Annotated in this window: 19 protein-coding genes; 8 read left to right on the forward strand and 11 right to left on the reverse strand. The window is 32.2% G+C overall.

What is annotated here, in order from left to right; translation table 11 throughout:
• Positions 1 to 190 precede the first annotated feature (190 nt).
• Entirely contained in the window at positions 191 to 682 is a 492-nt protein-coding gene (gene pssA, locus ACFVQC_RS21085; protein ID WP_377899151.1) for a CDP-diacylglycerol--serine O-phosphatidyltransferase, read from the forward strand.
• Positions 683 to 1,143: 461 nt separating this feature from the next.
• On the opposite strand, the gene ACFVQC_RS21090 is transcribed toward pssA, so the two are convergent.
• A complete protein-coding gene (locus tag ACFVQC_RS21090) occupies positions 1,144 to 2,259 on the reverse strand; it encodes an NAD(P)/FAD-dependent oxidoreductase (protein ID WP_033707629.1) in 1,116 nt (371 codons plus the stop codon).
• Positions 2,260 to 2,385: 126 nt separating this feature from the next.
• Positions 2,386 to 3,039: a YdeI/OmpD-associated family protein gene (locus ACFVQC_RS21095; RefSeq protein ID WP_377899152.1), complete on the reverse strand. Its 654-nt coding sequence runs from the start codon at positions 3,037 to 3,039 to the stop codon at positions 2,386 to 2,388.
• 142 nt (positions 3,040 to 3,181) lie between these two features.
• On the opposite strand from ACFVQC_RS21095, the gene ACFVQC_RS21100 reads away from it, so the two are divergent.
• Positions 3,182 to 3,364, forward strand: a complete 183-nt coding sequence (locus tag ACFVQC_RS21100) for a hypothetical protein (RefSeq protein WP_113734987.1) — start codon at positions 3,182 to 3,184, stop codon at positions 3,362 to 3,364.
• A gap of 19 nt (positions 3,365 to 3,383) precedes the next feature.
• On the opposite strand, the gene ACFVQC_RS21105 is transcribed toward ACFVQC_RS21100, so the two are convergent.
• From ACFVQC_RS21105 to ACFVQC_RS21115, 3 genes are all read right to left on the reverse strand, one after another.
• On the reverse strand, positions 3,384 to 4,151 hold the full coding sequence (locus ACFVQC_RS21105) for an arylamine N-acetyltransferase family protein (protein WP_377899153.1): 768 nt from the start codon (positions 4,149 to 4,151) through the stop codon (positions 3,384 to 3,386).
• Positions 4,152 to 4,293: 142 nt separating this feature from the next.
• On the reverse strand, positions 4,294 to 4,662 hold the full coding sequence (locus ACFVQC_RS21110; protein WP_377899154.1) for a DUF4180 domain-containing protein: 369 nt from the start codon (positions 4,660 to 4,662) through the stop codon (positions 4,294 to 4,296).
• A gap of 159 nt (positions 4,663 to 4,821) precedes the next feature.
• Complete coding sequence (locus ACFVQC_RS21115; RefSeq protein ID WP_377899155.1) at positions 4,822 to 5,499, reverse strand: HAD family hydrolase; 678 nt, start codon at positions 5,497 to 5,499, stop codon at positions 4,822 to 4,824.
• Between the two features lie 546 nt (positions 5,500 to 6,045).
• Between ACFVQC_RS21115 and ACFVQC_RS21120 the strand changes: the two genes are divergently transcribed.
• Positions 6,046 to 6,711: a response regulator transcription factor gene (locus ACFVQC_RS21120; RefSeq protein ID WP_377899156.1), complete on the forward strand. Its 666-nt coding sequence runs from the start codon at positions 6,046 to 6,048 to the stop codon at positions 6,709 to 6,711.
• Positions 6,704 to 8,176 carry a sensor histidine kinase gene (locus ACFVQC_RS21125; RefSeq protein ID WP_377899157.1) on the forward strand — a complete coding sequence of 491 codons (1,473 nt, stop codon included), beginning with the start codon at positions 6,704 to 6,706 and terminating at the stop codon, positions 8,174 to 8,176. The genes ACFVQC_RS21120 and ACFVQC_RS21125 overlap by 8 nt, the downstream gene beginning before the upstream one ends.
• 45 nt (positions 8,177 to 8,221) lie before the next feature.
• On the opposite strand, the gene ACFVQC_RS21130 is transcribed toward ACFVQC_RS21125, so the two are convergent.
• Entirely contained in the window at positions 8,222 to 9,514 is a 1,293-nt protein-coding gene (locus ACFVQC_RS21130; protein ID WP_377899179.1) for a hypothetical protein, read from the reverse strand.
• A 468-nt stretch (positions 9,515 to 9,982) separates the two neighbouring features.
• Here ACFVQC_RS21130 and bla point away from each other — a divergent pair, with 468 nt between their 5' ends.
• Entirely contained in the window at positions 9,983 to 10,918 is a 936-nt protein-coding gene (bla, locus tag ACFVQC_RS21135) for a class A beta-lactamase (protein ID WP_377899159.1), read from the forward strand.
• 217 nt (positions 10,919 to 11,135) lie between these two features.
• Here bla and gerXC read toward each other — a convergent pair whose 3' ends face one another.
• From gerXC to gerXB, 3 genes are read right to left on the reverse strand one after another with little or no spacing between them, the layout of a single operon-like run.
• Positions 11,136 to 12,296, reverse strand: a complete 1,161-nt coding sequence (gerXC, locus tag ACFVQC_RS21140) for a spore germination protein GerXC (protein ID WP_377899160.1) — start codon at positions 12,294 to 12,296, stop codon at positions 11,136 to 11,138.
• A complete protein-coding gene (gerXA, locus tag ACFVQC_RS21145; RefSeq protein WP_377899162.1) occupies positions 12,283 to 13,761 on the reverse strand; it encodes a spore germination protein GerXA in 1,479 nt (492 codons plus the stop codon). Before gerXA ends, gerXC begins: the two co-directional genes overlap by 14 nt.
• Before the next feature lie 56 nt (positions 13,762 to 13,817).
• Complete coding sequence (gerXB, locus tag ACFVQC_RS21150) at positions 13,818 to 14,897, reverse strand: spore germination protein GerXB (protein WP_377899164.1); 1,080 nt, start codon at positions 14,895 to 14,897, stop codon at positions 13,818 to 13,820.
• 523 nt (positions 14,898 to 15,420) lie between these two features.
• Here gerXB and ACFVQC_RS21160 point away from each other — a divergent pair.
• On the forward strand, positions 15,421 to 15,603 hold the full coding sequence (locus ACFVQC_RS21160; RefSeq protein ID WP_377894622.1) for a hypothetical protein: 183 nt from the start codon (positions 15,421 to 15,423) through the stop codon (positions 15,601 to 15,603).
• Between the two features lie 295 nt (positions 15,604 to 15,898).
• Here the strand turns inward: ACFVQC_RS21160 and ACFVQC_RS21165 are convergent, their stop codons facing one another.
• Together ACFVQC_RS21165 and ACFVQC_RS21170 are read right to left on the reverse strand one after the other, a co-directional pair.
• Positions 15,899 to 16,576: an ABC transporter ATP-binding protein gene (locus ACFVQC_RS21165; protein ID WP_070143056.1), complete on the reverse strand. Its 678-nt coding sequence runs from the start codon at positions 16,574 to 16,576 to the stop codon at positions 15,899 to 15,901.
• 11 nt (positions 16,577 to 16,587) lie between these two features.
• A complete protein-coding gene (locus ACFVQC_RS21170; RefSeq protein WP_377899165.1) occupies positions 16,588 to 18,012 on the reverse strand; it encodes an ABC transporter permease in 1,425 nt (474 codons plus the stop codon).
• A gap of 522 nt (positions 18,013 to 18,534) precedes the next feature.
• Between ACFVQC_RS21170 and ACFVQC_RS21175 the strand changes: the two genes are divergently transcribed.
• Complete coding sequence (locus ACFVQC_RS21175; protein WP_377899166.1) at positions 18,535 to 18,996, forward strand: GNAT family N-acetyltransferase; 462 nt, start codon at positions 18,535 to 18,537, stop codon at positions 18,994 to 18,996.
• A gap of 368 nt (positions 18,997 to 19,364) precedes the next feature.
• On the forward strand, positions 19,365 to 20,366 hold the full coding sequence (locus tag ACFVQC_RS21180; RefSeq protein WP_377896255.1) for an alpha/beta hydrolase: 1,002 nt from the start codon (positions 19,365 to 19,367) through the stop codon (positions 20,364 to 20,366).
• Positions 20,367 to 20,568: the final 202 nt, after the last annotated feature.

A 20,568-nucleotide genomic window follows, 5' to 3' on the forward strand; every position in this document is an offset into this window, starting at 1 on the left:
CAACTTTTAGAGAGAATAGACTTAACTTTGATCAAACATGTTTATAAACCAACATAACGTACAGGAAATCGGCTTTTCTCTTGTCGAAATTTACTTAGCATACAATGGTCATATATTTTCAAGAATAACGGAAGAATATATAGAAAATGCTACATAAATGTGAAGTTTGATCAACTTAGGGGGGACAACCTTGTTCAATCAGATAGTAAAAGCTGTACCCAATTTATTTACGATTGGAAATTTATTGTGCGGTGTTTTTTCAATTACCATGAATATGAGTGACTACTTGGAAGTAGCCTCCATTTTTATTTTCTTTTCAGCTGTTTTAGATCTCCTTGATGGAAGAATTGCGAGAAAATTAAAAGTGAACAGTGAGTTTGGTGTACAATTGGATTCCTTAGCTGATATTGTTAGTTTCGGAGTTGCTCCTGCACTTCTATTTCATTCGATAGCAACACCATCTATTTTAACTTCTTTGGCATTTATCCTTTTCCCAACGATGGGTGCTTTAAGATTAGCTAAATTTAGTGTAAAACCAACCATTGGATATTTTAAGGGATTACCTATTCCAGCTGCTGGATTACCATTGGCTGGTATGGGATTGTTTTCATATAGCAATGTATGGATTACATTAATCCTCGCTCTCTTAATGGTAAGTCCAATTAGGTTTAAAAAACTTTAATTGGGATCCCGCCTATCGCTTTAATTTCATTTGTGAAACGGTTCGCTAATATCCATCAAGTTGAGGGTTTTGATGTTATTCATCATTTTACGAATACAGCGATGGGACAGACTTTAAAGAGCTAACCCATTTTAATTACTCATAATAGATTGTGAAATTGAATAGCCTCCAATTTTTGAGGCTATTGTTTATATTTCTGATATGCATAAAAAGAAAAGATATTCGCCTCTATATTGAACGAATCAACCTTTCTTCTCTAATACCTCAAACGATAAAAATGCACTTCGTTGCTATAAAAGGCAAAAATTTTTCGTTTTGTGGGTTATCTATTTTCTTAGCTTGATAACGATGTGGTGGTACCCCTTGTTTAAAAGAACTCCTACCTCCCAAAATACTTAGTTACGCCCAAATAACATAACAAAAAAGATTAGGAAATCACTCCTAATCTTTTTTGTTTATTACTATTCCATTGCCCCAGCAACATCATAATCATTTAAATCTAATTCAATCGGTTGCCCTAACGCAAGTTTCGCAAGTTCTGATCCTAAGTATGGACCTGCTGTTAATCCTGAAGCACCTAATCCGTTTGCAATGAGTATGCCTTCAAAATTAGGGAGTGGGCCAATAACAGGTAAGAACCCTGGTGTAAACGGTCTAAAGCCAACTCTTGTTTCAATCATTGTGCCATCTTCCAAGCCAGGCGCAACTGTTAATGCTTTATGGAATACTTCATGTAAACCACCTGCAGTTACACGGTGGTCAAATCCAGTATCGTTTTCATGTGTTGCACCAATTACGACATGGCCATTGTCAAATGTCAAAATATATTGATCGTTCGGCGGCATAACAACTGGCATATTTTCTGTTGCTGTATTTTCCATTTGTAAATGAACAATTTGTCCTTTTTGGAACGTAACTAAGAAATTAATTCCTAATGGGTTCAAGATTTCGTTCGCCCATGCGCCTGCAGTTACCATTACCTTTTCCGCTAAAATTGTTTCGTCATTTACTTTAACTCCCGTAATATGATTCCCTTCACGGACTAATACTGCATCACCTTTTATGAAAGTTGCACCATGTTTTTTCGCAGCGCTTATTAATGCGTTGCGTAATAATCTTCCATTTACTCGTGCAGCGCCACTAATATGAACAGAACTATATTCTTCCGATAATGCCGGGAATAATTTTTTCGTTTCTTCAGCTGATAAGCGCGTAATTTCACCAATCTCTGGTGCATCTTCACGTCGTTTATAAGCTCGCTCTTCCATTTGATCTAACTTTTTTTCGTCAGTATGTAAACTAATTGCACCTACACGGTTGTAACCTGTATCCGTTTCACCGTCTTCTTCTAATTGCTGAATTAACGAAGAATAGTAACGTGCACCGCCTTTAACGATTTTATACCATGCTTTATTACGACGTTGCGACAGCCACGGACAGACAATACCTGCTGCTGCGTCAGTTGCTTGACCTAACTCTTGACGATCTACAATAGTAACCTTCGCACCAGCCTTAGCAAGATGATAGGCAGTAGATGCCCCTAAAATTCCAGATCCAACTACAATATACGATTTCATTTCAAACACCTTTTCTCTTTTGCTAATTATTTAAATATAAGAACATACTTTAGTATACTGAAAGGAATCCTCTTTTCAATGTACTCTTTGCAATTAATTGTTGCATCATTGTGACGTTCCTAATCATTATTTTTTCTTCTTACGGAATAATTCAATTGTTTTATAGCCTTGTGAAAAGATTTCAATCATTTTCTCAAGACGTTTATCGCGTGTTTTTTCTTGTTTCACAGAAAATAAATTACGTGCCCAATCTTTTTGATAACCAGGAGTTAAACTTTGATAAAACTTAAGTTCAGCTGGATGATTAGCCAATAATGCTTCAACATCTTGAATACGATCTGCATAATCAGCAACACATTGACTCGCTGCAGGTGTTTTCTCCGCTTTTTTCTTTTCACGTTTTAAACCTACAACTGTAAAGACATCATCCATACTTACCATTCGCGCAAATTTAATATCACTATTTCCTACATATCCATCTTCTCCAACATTTAACGCTGGAAACATTTCATCACGATGAATAAAAGTACTGTAACGAGCATTACCTTTTTTCGGATATGCAAAAAACACATAACCTTTTTCAAGTAACAAATCTTCATTTTTAATAATGAAATTTGTATGCTCTACCATCTCATCAAGCGTTTCTACAAAAATAAAAACAGCATCATGCTCTTTAGAAAATGTAGTTGGTTTATCTCCAAATACTTCATAATCGTTTGGTTCGTTAATAACCACCATATTCGTATACTTATTAAGTTTTAATTTATCGATAACTGACATGATAATCTTCCTTTACATTCAATATTCATTTTATATATTTTTTATACTGTTCTAGTGTATTATATCTATTAAGAAAATTAAACTTGAAATCGTATCATTCTGTTTCAATAGACCATAATTTTTTACTATAAGGAGCGGTTTTATGCCGTATGTAATCCGAGATGAAGGGCTAGTTTTGCAAGGAGATAATGGAAAAGAGCCAGTTTTTCATACATATGAAGAAGCTAAGGAAACGTTAAAAACATTAACTATACCGCAGTTTCCGAAACATATTAGACGAAAACCATTTAAACCAAAAATAATAAAAATAGCCGATTCTGAATAAGAACCGGCTATTTTTATATTCACAACTCAATAGCAAATAAAATATATAATAATTCTCTATATTGATCTTCTGTAATTTCACGCTTCGTTTTTTCTCCATAAATAATTTCAGTTAAACTAGTATCCGTTAAAGAGACATGACCAGAGTTCGTCAACTTTACTGCAATGGGTCCTTTATTGAAAATAGATTTCTCATCTTCTATTACTCTTTTTTGAACATCATTTACTACTGCCTCATCAATCATACGATTATAAAAAGCATGACAAACTTTCCACTCTCCGTTAGCATCTATTCTTTCTAGAACATAATTTCCTTTACTCGTATCTTTTCGTCTCACTCGATACGAACCATTTTTAGAAGAAACAGATTCACCAGTAAAAGGTACAGGAACGAGAGGTACTAATGAAGCAATACCTACATCAATTAAGTACAGTACGCTATCATAATTTAATATAATTGTTATATGCCCATCTTCAAGTGCCCAAGCGTTTATATCATTTTTATATACGGTACCTAATGCGAGTTGTACATCATAACCACTATCTTTTAAAAAATAGTAAAAAAGAGTATTTAATTCATAACAAAGCCCACCGCGGGAACTAGTTAAAATTTTCTCTTGTAAGTTTTTCATAGAAATTGTATTCGTATTACTTGCTATTACATTTAAATTCTCAAACGGGATTGTGTGGGCAAATGCAAAGAGTATTGTACTTAATTCTTCAAATTTTATTTCAGTACGTTTTTCAAGGTTTAATCTTGTAAAGAGTTGATTTTGTAACTTTGTCATATTCAGCACCCCTTAATAAGTTATAAGTTAAAATAATATATGCTGATTGTAAATTTGAAGGGATATTGTAACAATGTACATTTGCAGTTACTGTACCGGTACAAAATTTAAATTTGAAAAACATATTTGTATTTTTATATCTTTATTTCAATGAGCTTAACTTTTCAATTGCCTGTTGCTCAGTTGCTAAGAAAAAAATATCCTTACCTTTATTACATTCATAAATGAAATCTTTTAAGCTTTTACTAGCGTACATAGAAAAATCTCCGACGATAGCAATTTTCACGCTGTAATTAATAAACTTTTGAAGAATATCACCCGCAAGACGTGTTTTTAAGTCAAAGAAACTTTCACTTATTAATGATTTATGGATAATAATACGCTTTGAATCTACTTCATATTGAACTGTTGCCAAAAGATCTAATGCAGATTGAATATCAGATATTACTAACGTATCGTTTCTTACGACAGCAATATTTATTCCGCCGGTTACTATTTTCTCTAATTCCATAGTCTCACTCCTCTATAATGTATAAGGCATATATTAAACATGCTTTGTAGCGCTAGATTAACACACATAAATGGGACTCAATATTTCTCTTATGCTGTTGTAAATGAATATTATTTTTACTCTTATTATACGGTCAATGAAATTAAGGGTGATCTATCACTATTGTTGAAAATGTACTTCTCCACAAAAACTTAGTAAACTATCAAAAGAAGTAATCTCAGCATACGGTTTTGTGTCGGTGTTATTCTTAATCATATTAGGATTGAACCATATACCCTTTATTTTTACATTTTGACAACCAGCAATATCCTTTTCTAAGTCATCTCCAACAAATAGTACATCTTCTGGTTGCACATTTAGCTTCTTTAATGCTAATTCAAATATGCGTTTGTCAGGTTTACTAAATCCCGTTTCTTCAGAAATAATGATTGTATCAAAATGACGATTCAAATTCGTGTTAATTATTTTAGCTTTTTGTCTCTGAGTTGATCCATTTGTTATAATTCCAACTTTAACATGCAACTTTATAGTATTTATAATATTAATAGTACTTTGGTTTATAGAAAAACATTTAGGAAAATTATTATTCCAAAAATCTTGAATGCTATTGCGTGGTAATCTATATTTCGATGGGAATTCATTAAAAAATGATTCCAAAACCATTACTTTATCACTGTGACCATAGCTTTTTTTATCATATTCCTTGAATTTCTGTAACATTTCGTTTTTTACTGCATGTTGTTTAACATCCCCATAAAACTTCTCTAAAATAATGAAAAACAATTTATCTACTGCCTTATCCCTATCAAGTAACGTATCATCTAGATCAAATAACATCGCTTTATAACCCCTCAAATAACTTCACAGCCTTTCTCGTATTATATAAATAATCCCTAATTCATCCCTTTAAACTTTTGGTTTACCAAGAGAGTTGTTATTTATGTGAGAATAACGATCAAACAGAGTAAAGGATTTATTTTCACCTTCCCGGAGAATTAATTCTAGCCTTGGAATCCATTTGTTTTTCGCCGGATCAATTAAATGCTCAACTACTTCGAATGCATTTCAAGTTCCTTCCTCTTCATTACAATGTAGTCATTCGCCAGATAAACTAGATAAAGAAACTCCAAAGTTTGTGGCACACGCTCTAGAATTACAGTAGCTTCTTTTATATTGAAATTCATTTCCTTTTCTCCTCTTGGTAAAGAAGTAAAAGTATATTTTCATACAATTATTTATCCATAAAAAAGTAATGTGGCTATTAGCTGATAACACACAATCTTGAACGTGGAGCTGACACGATAAACGTCCTGTGAAGTCTTGTAATACATCTCCACATAAACTCCACATAGTAAGGCTATAATGACTACCAGAGGTGATATTATGAGGAACTTTCATATTCTCGTGGTAGAGGACGATCAAGAAATTCAGGAATTAATTAAACAATTTTTAATGACACAACAGTATACAGTGGTAGTCGCATCAGATGGATTAGAGGGTATGACACAGTTTAATAAGCAATCCTTTGATTTAATTCTTCTAGATGTAATGATGCCCAATCTTAATGGATTTGAAGTATCCAAGATGATCCGAAGTCAGTCAAACGTACCAATTATTATGCTAACTGCATTGGAAGAAGAGGAAGATCAAATGAAAGGGTTTGATCTTGGAATCGATGATTATATAACAAAACCCTTTTCGTTTCATGTTTTGATTAGACGAGTCGAAGCTGTACTGAGAAGAAGTTATGATAAAAATGTAAATAATCATTTAGTTTTTAAAGAAGTGCGTGTCGATGTTGATGCATATAAAGTATATGTAAATGAAGTTGAAATTTTATTAACGACAAAAGAGTTTGAAATTCTACAACTACTATTTCAAAATGAGAGAAAAGTACTCACAAGAGAAAATATCGTAGAAAAAGTTTGGGGGTACGATTATTTTGGAGAAACACGAATAATTGATACACATATTAAAAACCTACGTAAAAAGTTAGCTATCCCTTACATTAAAACAATAAAGGGTATTGGTTATAAAATTGATGAATAGTATTGTGAAAATCATGAAGATGAAGCAAATTACTTATAAACTCTTTATGACTACCTCTCTCATTTTGTTATCCTTTGCAGTATTGATTTATTTAACTTTATACTTCTTTCTCCCTACGTTTTATGAGCAATACAAAACAGATCAACTTCAAACAGGGATAAAAGAAATCATTGATAAGTCTAAAGATCTTACGTTTCAAGATGCGAAACCACTTTTTGATGAATATGCAAAAAAAAATAATGCGATGCTTTATCTTCAAAATAATGAGGGAATAATTAAATACTCTCCTTCATTTTCTTTTACTCAAAGTGGTTCGCAAACAACAGTAGTTACTAGAGCGACACGGTTCGAGAATGCAGGTACCCTTAGCAATTCATATAACGTTACGAAACCAATTCAATTCCAAGATGGTAGTTTAACGCTTATAGTCTTTGCTACATTTCAACCAATTGATGAAGCTTCACAGGTTTTAGTACGCTTTCTCCCCTATATTAGTATCATTGTACTCGTAATTGGTGTAGGGAGTGCTTATTTCTATTCCAGGTTTATTACAAAACCACTTATTTATATTAATGAGGGTGCACAAAAGTTGGCAAATTTAGATTTCTCCGAAAAAATTGAGGTTCGCTCTACAGATGAGTTGGGGGAATTATCTAATAGTCTGAATGACATGTCTATTAACTTACAACAAGCTATGTTTGATTTAAAAAAAGCAAATCAACAATTAAAAAATGATATTGAAAAAGAACGAGAAATAGAAACAAAACGCAGAGAGTTTTTTGCGATTGTAGCACATGAATTAAAGACCCCTCTTACTGTAATGAAAGGCTACTTAGAAGGGATGATATACAATATTGGTCCTTATCAAAATCGTGATCAATATTTAAAGAAAAATCATCAAATTATTGAAAGTATGGAACAATTAGTTCGTGAAATTTTAAGCGTGTCGAAACTAGAACAACACACCTTTAAACTAAAAATAGAAGAAGTTAATCTTTCAAAGTTAATAGGTACAATCACAAAAGATCTCGAATTTTTTGCTTCTCAAAAAAGCATCCAAATAATAAAAGAAATTGATTCTGACCTTTCTGTTTATACAGATCGTGTTCTTTTTGAAAAAGCATGTAAAAATATTATCCATAATGCGGTTATGTATTCACCACATAATGAAAAAGTCTATATAAAGTTAAGTGAGGATTCTGAACAAGGTCAAATCAAAATGCAAACCATGAATACAGGTGTCAATATTAAAGAAGAAGATATACAACAAATTTTCAAACCATTTTATCGAATTGAAAAATCAAGGAATCGAAATACTGGAGGAAGTGGTTTAGGTTTATATATTGTTAAACAAATTCTTGAAACGCTAAATATAAAATATTCTATAAAAAATATGGAACATAGTGTACAATTTTGCATGAACATTCCATTATCTAAACAAAAAACAAAGAAACTCCCCTCTTAGTAGGACGAGTTTCTTTGTTTTTTGTAGTTTTAGTATTGTTACTTTTTAAGTAATATTGGGATTAGCTTTTTTACCAATCCACATACCTAAGCCCACCATGCCCAGCCAACAGCAAATTGCTAACATAAACATCAATCGTTGTACGGATAACCCTTCAATCTGTATTTGACTCTTCCCAACAATTGTTTGAAAAAGTTGCGACCATTCGACATCGTAAAAGAACCCTACTCCCACAATCACAATCAATATAAAAAATTGTAAAAATATATTCCCTATATTTCTCCATGTTGTGTAAATGAGTAAAGAAAGCTCTCTATGTGTAGCATTCACCATATATACTTTCATATTATTTTGAGAAGAAATACTATTAATGGCATAGCTCCCAAATGTAACGCTAAGGACTATAAATAGTGGAGAATAAAACCCGAATATCATGATTAAAGTACATACTAAAAACAAATGGATTGGATTAACTTTCTTAGCAGCTTTGATATCTAAAAATATGGACATCAAAATCCCTAATAGGTATGGGCCAACTACAATGAAAATACAGGTTAACATGTTATAGAAAGTAAAACTATAAAAAATACCCATCAAAAATAAATATCCATTTCCTAATCCAAGTAAAAATGATTCTGCCTTTAATCGAATTGGTAAAGAAGATGAAAGTTTATGAAAGAACTTTCCTTTCAACAAACTCAAAAACATGAAACAAATAAGCGCTATAGAGAGTAGAAAAAAACAGAAAATATATTGTTCATTATTTATGTTACGACTTATTCGTATCAAAAGAATAAGCATTGAGACAAAAAGAAACTTTCCTACTACCGATACGATGGAGATAGGTAAAAAACCTTTGGCTAACTCCGTTTTCGGCATCTTTTTTATAGCAAAAAGGATACTGATTAAACAAATCCCATATATGAATGTTATCAGCGACGGTGATAGAAAACTAATTGCTAACAATATAATGATCAGTAAAAGAAAAACGATACCAATAATAATCGCTTGTTGATTTTTATTATAAATCTTTCCCCCGCCTTCAACATGTAGAAACAATAAAGTACTCGTCATGGTAGAAATTGTACTAACTGCAAAACCAGAAACTAACGCACTTATTTCTAGCCATCTTGAACTCCATCCAAAGAAAGTAACACTAAGTAATGATACTATCAGAATAGAAACAGCCCAATATAAGGAGCGGTGAATCCCAGCCTTATTCACAATAGGTATCCAGATAAATACACCCGTCATATAGGTTGTATAAAACAAGATTGATGGCCAGTATCCCTCAAAGCCTTTCGAAATCTGTAATCCATAAACAAGGTAAATAAGCATGGGTGTAAAGATAGTCGTTATTAGTAGACTAAATGTAGTTATACTTTGCACCATAAGTCTTTTTTGTTTTGTCGTATGTATCGTATAACACCTCACTTAAAATGAAATCAGTAGTTGTTATTACTTATTCTGTCCGAAACGAGGTTGTTATATATGCGCAATCCAATTGAAATTCCCATTACGAGGGAAACTCAATCTAAATCCCTATTAAATTAAGTGAAGTTCAAAAAAATGAATTTTGCGATGCTTAAAAACAAAGTTAATGGATATATTAAAAACCTTAATCATAAATGGAACAAATGTATTACTTAGATTGTCTATTACGTATAAAAAAGGTGTTCTTGGTAGTTCTCTCATTTTGTAATGCAAGAAATACAAGAGGAGTGCTATCCTGTACATTTGCTAATTGCATCGGTATGTAAAATACCTATACAAAATCCATAAATTTTTGAAAGAGGTTGAAAATGTATGATAGTTTCAAAGAAGTTTTTTCACATTGCACATTATAAAAAGATGCTACCTGTAGTATTACTTTCATGTGTAACGCTTATAGGCTGTTCCAATAGTAATATCCAATCCGAACCACCGAAACAAACCAAACAAGAAAATTCAGGTAGTCATTCTTTTGTTAAACTTGAAAAAGAATATGATGTTAAACTTGGTATTTATGCATTGGACACAGGTACGAATCAAACTGTTACTTATCGTTCAGATGAACGGTTTGCATACGCATCTACCCACAAAGCCCTTGCTGTTGGAGCACTGTTACAAAAGAATTCCATAGAAGCTTTAGATCAAAGAATTAAGTATACTAGCGAAGATCTTGTTAATTACAATCCAATTACAGAAAAATATGTAGATACAGGTATGACTCTGAAAGAGCTTGCGGATGCTTCCATTCGATATAGCGATAATACTGCACAAAATCTTATTCTTAAACAATTAGGTGGGCCAAGTGAATTCAAAAAATCACTGAGAGAAATAGGAGATACTGTTACAAATCCTGAACGTTTTGAACCAGAATTAAACGAAGTGCAACCAGGAGACACTCATGATACTAGTACCCCAAAGGCATTGGCTACTAGTCTTCAAACTTACGCGCTAGGTGATATACTTTCAACTGAGAAACGGAATTTTTTAATAGATTTGATGAAAAGGAATACTACGGGGGACAACTTAATTCGTGCTGGAGTTCCAGGAGAATGGGAAGTAGCCGATAAGACTGGCTCTGGCTCTTATGGAACCCGAAATGATATCGCAATCATTTGGCCACCAAATAAAAAGCCGATTGTTCTTGCGATACTTTCTAATCATGCTAAAGAGGATGCGAAACACGATGATAAACTTATTGCAGACGCAACCAAAATAGTGTTAGATGCTTTAAAAGTAACGAATAAAGAATAATAAATCATTGAACTGCTCCTACTTTACAGCGCATATAGTTTTAAAGACAGAAGTATAAGCGTGTTTTCAGGCAACTAAGGAGGCAAAAGCCTCCTTCTGATCTGACCGAACTCTCATCTCAGCCCTAAAGAAGGCGCCGCCGCATCGTAGTGGTCTTTCACGTTCGAATCTCCTATTTAGAGTTAATATTTTACGTTTCCTTTCATCTTCAACCATTCTAATGCTCAATCATATTACGCATATTTTTAGATTTTCCATTTGTAGCTATATTAATCGAGACATTTAAATCTAATTCTTTATTTTGAAGGGATATCCCTCCCTCTTTTTTATATCGTTTCCACAATTTAGAATTCTGCCGATATAAGGAATGTGATAACTGATACGTGTCAATCCCTTTTTCGATTCCTTTTCGGTACGTTTTTTTTATTTCTTTTTCAACTTGGTCCTCTGCAATTTTTTTAATATCATTTACAGGCATAGAATTTATTAATTGAAAAATATCAGCATCGAAATGGATGTTCATAAGCATGCGTAACTTTCCATTTTTAATAAAATGCTTTGTATCTATCTTTGGATTTTTCAATACTATATGTCCAATGATTTTTTCGTTAAATTTTAACAGTAATGGAGCTCGTTTGGTATTTTCATCCGTCCATCGAACCCCAGCAATATCATGGTGGTTTAAATGATTTATATAGGATTTATCACTTATAAAACCATAACCACTAAATTTTAACATTGGAAATGATGTATGCCCTTTTTTCCAATATGTTTTAGTCGTAGCTAAGAAAGGAATGCGAGTTGTCATCCCGGGTTCATAATAATTTCTTTGGAATTTATATAAAGGTAAAGGATCTATTATTGTATATTGCTTGGTTATCTCTTTTGGTAAATTAATGATTGTGTATAATTGAGAAATATTTAAAATATTATTGTTCGCTAATATATTTTCTAAAGGTTCCTTAGTTCCAAATATCCACATAGTATCTCGAAATTGAAAAAAACGAGAGAAAAAATCATTAAATTGATTTAAGTCACCATGTTTTAGAAATCTCTCTGTTACAACAATTGTTTTGAGATGCTCCCATGAGATTTCTTGTTGAGCACCTTTATAAAAATCAAATGCTGCCTCATCTAAAATGGGTCCTTTTCCCTTTCCAATATAGGCCTGGCTATAATCACGGGTAGTACTCCCTTCTTGTTTAGCTATGTTAGAAAAATTAATAAATTGCGGACGGATGATATAATTATTATCTTTAAAATCGATACCTAGACTATTTATATACAAAACGTGATGCAACTCTCTTTGATCCCAACACCCTGTTAGAAATGTACACATCATAAAAAGAAATATAACTATTCTTTTATTTTTCTTCATCGGTACTCTCTCTTTTCCTTGTATTATCTTGAGGATGCAATTCTTTAGGTCTTTTTTTCATATACGTGAAAGGAATTCTAAATGTGGCTGCTAGCATACTTTTAAACACAGGGGGGGAATATGGTGTGAAAAATGGAACTCCAAAAGAGCGTAAATTTACTACATGTATTACCATCACAAGGACACAAAAGATAAACCCTACTATGCCTAATAAAGAAGATACTAGGAATACTATATATCGCAATATACTTATTATCCCTGTTACTGACTGATTAGTTAAAGCAAATGTCGAAACAACCGAGATTGCTATTATAATGACCATAGATGCTGAAACAATTCCTGCACTAATAGCAGCTTGTCCAATAATTAATCCCCCTACAACAGATAATGTTTGACCAAATACGGCAGGAACACGCAAGCCTGCTTGCCTCAAAACTTCAAATAAGGTCATCATAATTAGCCCTTCTAAAGGAGCAGGAAAAGGAATCCCTTCTCTTGATAAGCTTAATGTAGCTAACAACGTATAGGGAATCTGATCTGGATGATATGTAATTAGTGCTATCCAAATTCCTGGGAGAAATATAGAAATTGCTATCCCCAAAAGACTTACAAGTCGTACAAAGCTACCGAATATATAGAAAAAATCTTGATCTTCAGATGTATTCACAAAAAAAGGAAATGTAACTGGTGCAATAGTGGCTGTTGGTGACCCTTCAACTAGTAAAATAAAACGCCCATACAACAAACAATTCACAGCATAATCAGGGCGCCCTGTATATTCAACTAAAGGAAATACACTAAATTGATTGTTTGTGATTAATTCTTCAATTTGTGCACTTGAAACAATCCCGTCTATTTTAATTTGTCTTAATTTTAATCGAACTTGATTAATGATATCTTGGGATGCGATGTCTTTTAAATACAAGAGTGCTACTTTAGTTTGTGTTCTTTCTCCAATAATAAATTCTTCATAACTAAGAGAACTCGTTTTTAATCTTTTTCTAATTAATCCTATATTGGTGTTTAACTCTTCAACAAATCCATCACGCCCACCACGAATGGTCATCTCTGTATTTGTTTGTTCAACTGATCTTGTAGGTATTTGGGCAATATCAACTATATACCCTTGTTTAGATTCTTCAAAAATAATGAGGAGGTTACCTTCAAATATAATCCGAGAGATAGTTTCATTCGAATTTACTATATCTAATTTCTTTACTGATAACTGGGGAATTAATGTTGAAAGGTTAAATTCTTCTATCGAATTACTTAAAAGTTCTTTGCAAACTTGAGATGATGTGGCTTGTTTTAATTTTGTATTGTCAATTAAGCTTTGACAATACATAAACAATACTGACCTCGTTTTTTCTGTCTCATCGAATTCACGCTTTATTACTTTTACATCGTTGCATCCCTCAAACCACTCTAGTATTATCTTCTCGTCTAATTCTACTCGTTTGTTCATCTACGTTGTCTCCTTCAAACTCAGCAACCTTATATGAAATATATTCTCATACTCTTTCAAGAGCTTTTCTTATATTTAACAACCCATACAAACACTATTAGTAAGATAGAAAACAAAAATAGTCCTAATGCTGAAACTGGTAAAACAATTTGAGACACAAACCAATAGAAACTAGAGTCACTGATGAGGAGTATACTTATTACTACAATACATGAAAGTATTGCAAACATAATCCCATTTCTCGTTTTCCGATTTGTAATTGATAACAAATCTGGAATAAGAAAAACAACAAGTGATAGACGAATAAAGATCCCTACAAGCCACTGATACACGGAGAGAAAGTCTAAATTTTCAATGTACCTTCCTATTGACACAAGTCTCCATTCTTCAAATGCTGGATATCGTTGGTTTGCTGCTACGAAAGGACCAAATTCTATAATTGCTGCCATAACTGGGCCTATTGTGATACCAATAATAACAATACCCAAAGCAATCAGTTGATATAATTTGACTTTTGAACAAATGTGATGTTGTAAAAAAAGAATAAAAATTAACTCTAGAAATCCTGCTGCAGGATAAACCATCCCCCTAAATACTGGATTCATTCCATTTTCCATCATTGGCTGAAGTAAAGAATAATCTTTATGTGGAACATTTGCAAACATTACAAAAAAACCAAGTAGAAATACAATAGGTAACAAAACACCTGTTGTAAGTGCAATAGATTGAATTCCTCTTGTAGCATTATAGAGACAAATCATTGAAAAAAGTATTCCTAATACAAAGTGAGGGGTTTCTGGTAAATAAAAAGAGAAAAAGGTTAATGTTTCTTTTAGTGCAACGACACCAATTGTTATTAAATAAAGTACAACTATGAATATGATTGGATATACACTGAATTTCCCGAAATTATTTTTTAACCACAAAAACAAATGTTCATTTTTTATGTTTTTATATACGATGAATATTAATGAAATCCAAATCAAGTATATAATGCTTACTAATATGATAGAGATCCACGAATCTCTACCCGAGGTATCTAATAACATAGGAATCATAATGACATGATTAATTATCCCTATACTACCAATGAGTATCATAGAAACTTGAAATAAAGTAATTGTTTGCTTAGTCATACTTACCACCATATTTTGTAATGAAGAAATATTACATAGTATAACTGATACATTACATCTTTATTCCAAATGGTTAGCGCTTAGAGCCATGGAAAATCAAACACCTTTACTTATAATATATATCACATAAGATGTAAGTTAGTCCTTCCCCTGGTATATTTATCCACAATTGTTCAATCCCTAATTAAAAGCAACTCTTGGTAAAGGTTTACTATGTTTTAAATGAGCATATACTTTAGAATATATAGCTTTTAAGTAATCAAATTTTAGTTTTTTGAAATATAGTATGCTGTACTGAAAAACAGATTACACATTAAAAATAAAGCCCTCCATCCACCTTCATAATTTCCATCGGTATAAGTAGAAAGAAGTTTTTACCAACCTTTTTGAGAGGTACATTACATGAATTTCTTATATCCACTATAATCGTCGAATCATTTTTTATTTTGTCGAATATTCTGTACTTAGTTATCTTCAGGCTGATATACTATAAACACAATAGTTCTAGAAAGGTGATGATGTTATGTATGAACAACAAAATAATAGAGATAGAGATCAAAAAATGATGTTTTCTATGCAAGGAGTTCCCACAAATAAAGTTAACATGAATCAATTACCTAAATGGATTAGAATTTTCGGCTATTGTGCGTTTGGTTGGATGATAGTATTTAGTTTAATTATGATTGTAAGTTTAATTCTTCAATAACTATACAGATAAACAGTTAAACGGGACAGTATTTAGATCATACATCTAGATACTGTCCCGTTTTTTATATGCAATTCTTCAATGATATAGTAAACCGATCATAACAAAAAGAACCTGTAGAATATGCTACAAGTTCTTTTTCAAATATTGTTAAAAAAGGAACAACAAACTATCTTAACATTCAAAGCAGGGAGACCATTTTGATTATGGCTTGGTTTTATTGTATATCAAATATTAATATTTGAAGAAACTAATTTTCGAAAATTATGTGAATTAAAAAGTTAGAGTGTTTATATTAGATTTCGTTTACTACCAACTTCTTCTTACTTAAATAGACTGCACGATCTGATTTTTTAGCAACTTCCTGTGAGTGCGTCACAACAATAATACATTTATTTTCTTTATGTGCAAGTTCTTGAAACAGTTCTATTATATCCATTGCCGTTTCTTCGTCGAGGTTTCCTGTTGGCTCATCCGCAATCAGTAAATCAACATTACAAGATAATGCTCGAGCAATTGCTACACGCTGTTGTTGCCCCCCACTTAGTTGCAGGACATTTCGTTTCGCTTCTACTTCTGTGAGTCCTACTTTCTCTAATAATTCTAATGCCCTTGCCGTTTTATTTTGCATTTTAACACCCGTAATTTCCATTGCTGTTAGGACATTTTGAAGAGCAGTCATATAGGTAATCAAATTATAAGATTGGAAAATTACAGATACATTTTGATTACGGTATCGATCCAAACCAATTTTTCGAATATCCTTGCCATTATACAGTACATAACCATTTTTAGGTATATCCAGCCCACAACCTAAGCTAAGAGTTGTGGTTTTACCAGATCCAGAGGGCCCTAAAATAGTGTAGAAATGCCCTTTTTGAAAAGAAAAATTAACATTATCTAGTATCGTTACTTTTTTCCCGTTACTTTCATAATAATAATCTAAGTTTTTAAATTGTAAAATCGTCTCCATATCGAGCCTCCTTATTCATCTTTTAAAAGAATTTGTTTTGGATTTAAGCGTAGAATAGATAATGCTGGAAGAAGCGTTGCTAATATAGCAATAGCTAGTCCAATCCCCCCCATTTTCCCTACATCTTCTCCTGTTACACTTACATCAATTTTATCAATTGGATCTTCTTTTTGATTTTGTAGAGTACCACCAGGTCCAGACATCATTACAGTACCATTTTGTGGGGTGTCTGTTTCTTCGCTTGCTGTAGCAACTTCACTTGAAAGTAAATTATCCCCTATATATTGAGAAACTTTAGCTCCTGTTGTTATGGATAATCCAAATGCTAAAATAGCGATACATACTACTTCTACTACGAACTGCGCCATCAGCTTCCACTTTTTTTCTCCAATGGACAATAGAATCCCCATTTCTTTACGACGTGTTTTAATCGATAACATAATGATTAACCCTAATATAATCGCACCTGCAATTGATACAATATAAATAATCATTTGAGAAGTAGATGAGATATTTTCGATAGGCCCAATCATTTGTTTGTACAACGAATCATGTGCATCTAACTTAAAATAATTAAAATCAATATCAGATTTTTTTGCTTCTTGTTTAAATGCATCAATGTATTGTGGATCGTTCAATAAATACACAACTTGAATACTACTACTCATACCTTCATCTGTTTCTAATTTTTTTAAAGTAGAGTAAGGCATATATAGTTTATTAGCTGGATTCATCATAGGTGGGGGATTTTGACCCATTGGTTGCTCATTCGTTTCGTAAATACCGATAATTTCAACTTCAAGAGTTTCCTTCTTATCCCCTGATTGAACTTTAACTTTATCTCCTACTTTCAAATTGTTTTGTTCCGCTAATCGTTTTTCCATTAAAGCTACATTCTGATCTTTCATCTGTTCTGTAATTGGTTTCCCATCAATGATTTTACTTTTTCCATTTTTAAAGCTTTCTTGTAATAAAGTCTTGCGAACTCCTTCTATCATAAGAGAAGAATTCATATCTATTTCTGAACCTGAACCTGATCCTCCCACCATTGCAACGCTACCTTTTCCTTTTCCTTCTCCCTCTGAAACTCCTACTAATTTAAATCCATCTGCAATTCCGAAATTATGGGTTATATAATTATAGTCTTTTACATACTTGGACTTCGCTAATTGATCTGTTTCTTTTGTATTGAGCTGCGGCGGATTAGGCGCTTCTCCAGTTTCTCTTGCTTGTTTTCCTAATTTATCAAAATCAAGACCTAAAGTAACATCTGCGCCCAGTTTTTTTCTTGCTGCATCCGCAGCTTTTTTTGATGCATTTTGGATTGTAAATCCTGCCAACACTAAATTTGTAACAATTAGGAAGACTGCCATCAAAATTAATGATGTACCTACTCTTTTTTTCATACTGAGAATTGCTCGTTTCATAAAGTTCATTTTTTTCTTACCTCCTTGATAACTTGTATTCTATATAGGTTATCTAGAGTCTATATGGAGCTAATCGGTAGTTTATCTAGAGATATAAGGAGTTTATGTGTAGTTATTCATTGACCTGGTCAAGAAAACCGGAACACAAATTCAAAAACGCAATCGTTTTTGAATATTGGTAAGGAGGTAGTCCACATACATAGAGTTAAGATTCATTGAATGAGAGCATACAAATCTATGCTTATTATGTAATTGCTATACAACAAATAAAAAGTACCCTATTTGAATGGTTATATGTGTGTTTGTTAAATATAAAAATCCATTAATGAATATGGAGGTTTATTGAAGTTGGCTGGATTTTTAATAATAATATTGTGTTAAAAAGCCTAACCTATAATTTTATAAGTTAGGCTTTTATGCTATCTATAAGAAAAAGTTATAGAGACTCATAATATTTTATAATTTAACCTATTGTATTTAAACAAGTAAAATAAAAGTAACAAGTGCATACATTAAGGAGGTTTTTTGATAGTGACAGAAACTTTAACATTTAGGATTGCAACGGCAGAGGATTTAGATGAAATTGTAAAAATGCTTGCTGATGATGTTTTAGGAAATAAAAGAGAGCGCTATGAAACACCACTCCCTGATAGTTATATAAAAGCATTTCATGCTATTGATTGTGATCCAAATAACGAGTTGATTGTAGCATGTGATGGGACAGAGATTATTGGTCTTCAACAAATTACATTTACGCTTTACATTGCACGTCAAGGGGGTTGGAGAGCTACAATTGAGGGTGTACGGACAGCCTCATCAAAACGTGGTAAAGGTATAGGAAATAAACTTATTAAATGGGCTATTCAACGGGCTAAATTAAGAGGCTGTCATTTAGTACAGTTAACAACAGATAAAGAACGACAAGAAGCTTTGCAATTTTATAAGAAATTAGGGTTTAAAGATTCTCATGAAGGATTAAAACTCTTTCTTTAATGAATATAGCTATTTATATACCAAAAAGACATAGATTGTATGGTTAATTGACTATTGGCTTCGGAAATTATAGTAACTATCACTGTATAAGATATATAAATTGACACATTGTCTTTCATATAAATCACGTTACTTCAAACGGTGTATCTTTTGATACGAAAATAAGCAAGTTAATGTTCTCTAATATGAATGAGAATATTAACTTGTTTTTTAGATTTTTGTATAAATTATTTATAGTTTTATTTTATTACTAGCTTTATAATATAATATACAAATTTATCACCTGTTTTTATAATTAATTAACAGCATAAAGAAAACATAAATTTTATCCATGTTTTAAAACAATATGTATTTTGGAGGGGGTTAATTTGATTTTTTCAAAACTCATTGATCGATATGCCTTGTATGATTTGCACAAAAAAAGAAGTGTCGAGTTTCAGTATACTTCTCTTTCTAACACCTCACTATATATAAAGGACATAGAATTTTTTTATAAAATACAACCATCTGATATTCATTTTAACATTAAGCATTCAAAGCAGGAAAAAGAATACATGGTGGGACAATTCAAATATAAAAGCTCGGTTCAATCTGGTGATTCACGCAACGACTCTGTGACTGGGGAATTATTTTTACATAAAAATGCAGATGCACCTCATGTCATCTTTGTTCACGGTTGGAGAATGGATTCTAACGAACGTGTAAAAAAAATATTTCACGACCATATGACCAACTTGAAGTGGAATATGTATTATTTCACTCTACCCTATCATTTTGAAAGAAAACCCAACCAATCCTTATTCAGTGGAGAGTACATGGTAAGTGCCAATATTGAACGAACTGTACAAGCCACTAGACAAGCGGTAGCTGATTTACGAGCTTTGATTAAATGGATTAAAGCAAATAAAAATGGCCCCTTGATTTTAATAGGAGTCAGTTTAGGTGGGGTTATTACTAACTTAACATCTCTTGTTGAACCAGAGATTGATGTATTAGCATCCATTTTCTACGCGAATCGACTTTCTTATTCGATTTGGAAGACAAATCCAGGTAAATTTATTAGAGAAGACTTGGAACATCATGGTGTAACGTATGATGATTTAATAAATTATTGGAAAATCACTGAACCGAGTCAAGCATTACCAAAAGTGAAAAAAGAAAATATTTTATTAATTTCAGGCAAGCACGATCTATATGTGCATCCTGAGGATACGGACTATTTGTGGGAATCCTGGGAAAGACCTACGCGATATATTTATACATGTGGACATGCTGGGATTGTTCTTAAACGTAAAAAAATTGCAACTGATACTATCAATTTTATTCAGAATCGATTGAACTCCCCTCACTTCCCCAAAGACATACCTTAAAGTGAGGGATTACTAAGTATAGAATCTTATACTTGTAATCTTTCATTTTATACCAAGTTCATTTCATATGGAAAAGGGGTACTCATCATTTTCACCAGGGGCTTATTTTTATGAAAAGAAATTATTGTTGTTTACCCTTTATATGCAATATTACATATAAAAATCTTTAATTGTTCTGTTATAATTTTAAGAGTAAATTATT

It is taken from the genome of Bacillus sp. NPDC057893 (genome assembly GCF_042796455.1).
In the GTDB taxonomy this organism is placed as follows: Bacteria; Bacillota; Bacilli; order Bacillales; family Bacillaceae_G; genus Bacillus_A.

Excerpts from the sequence above, each read along its gene's own strand:
- ACFVQC_RS21090 (WP_033707629.1), bottom strand. The coding sequence starts at position 2,259 with ATGAAATCGTATATTGTAGTTGGATCTGGAATTTTAGGGGCATCTACT.
- ACFVQC_RS21095 (WP_377899152.1), bottom strand. The coding sequence starts at position 3,039 with ATGTCAGTTATCGATAAATTAAAACTTAATAAGTATACGAATATGGTG.
- ACFVQC_RS21100 (WP_113734987.1), top strand. The coding sequence starts at position 3,182 with ATGCCGTATGTAATCCGAGATGAAGGGCTAGTTTTGCAAGGAGATAAT.
- ACFVQC_RS21105 (WP_377899153.1), bottom strand. The coding sequence starts at position 4,151 with ATGACAAAGTTACAAAATCAACTCTTTACAAGATTAAACCTTGAAAAA.
- ACFVQC_RS21110 (WP_377899154.1), bottom strand. The coding sequence starts at position 4,662 with ATGGAATTAGAGAAAATAGTAACCGGCGGAATAAATATTGCTGTCGTA.
- ACFVQC_RS21115 (WP_377899155.1), bottom strand. The coding sequence starts at position 5,499 with ATGTTATTTGATCTAGATGATACGTTACTTGATAGGGATAAGGCAGTA.
- ACFVQC_RS21120 (WP_377899156.1), top strand. The coding sequence starts at position 6,046 with ATGAGGAACTTTCATATTCTCGTGGTAGAGGACGATCAAGAAATTCAG.
- ACFVQC_RS21125 (WP_377899157.1), top strand. The coding sequence starts at position 6,704 with ATGAATAGTATTGTGAAAATCATGAAGATGAAGCAAATTACTTATAAA.
- ACFVQC_RS21130 (WP_377899179.1), bottom strand. The coding sequence starts at position 9,514 with ATGCTTATTTACCTTGTTTATGGATTACAGATTTCGAAAGGCTTTGAG.
- bla (WP_377899159.1), top strand. The coding sequence starts at position 9,983 with ATGATAGTTTCAAAGAAGTTTTTTCACATTGCACATTATAAAAAGATG.
- gerXC (WP_377899160.1), bottom strand. The coding sequence starts at position 12,296 with ATGAAGAAAAATAAAAGAATAGTTATATTTCTTTTTATGATGTGTACA.
- gerXA (WP_377899162.1), bottom strand. The coding sequence starts at position 13,761 with ATGAACAAACGAGTAGAATTAGACGAGAAGATAATACTAGAGTGGTTT.
- gerXB (WP_377899164.1), bottom strand. The coding sequence starts at position 14,897 with ATGACTAAGCAAACAATTACTTTATTTCAAGTTTCTATGATACTCATT.
- ACFVQC_RS21160 (WP_377894622.1), top strand. The coding sequence starts at position 15,421 with ATGTATGAACAACAAAATAATAGAGATAGAGATCAAAAAATGATGTTT.
- ACFVQC_RS21165 (WP_070143056.1), bottom strand. The coding sequence starts at position 16,576 with ATGGAGACGATTTTACAATTTAAAAACTTAGATTATTATTATGAAAGT.
- ACFVQC_RS21170 (WP_377899165.1), bottom strand. The coding sequence starts at position 18,012 with ATGAACTTTATGAAACGAGCAATTCTCAGTATGAAAAAAAGAGTAGGT.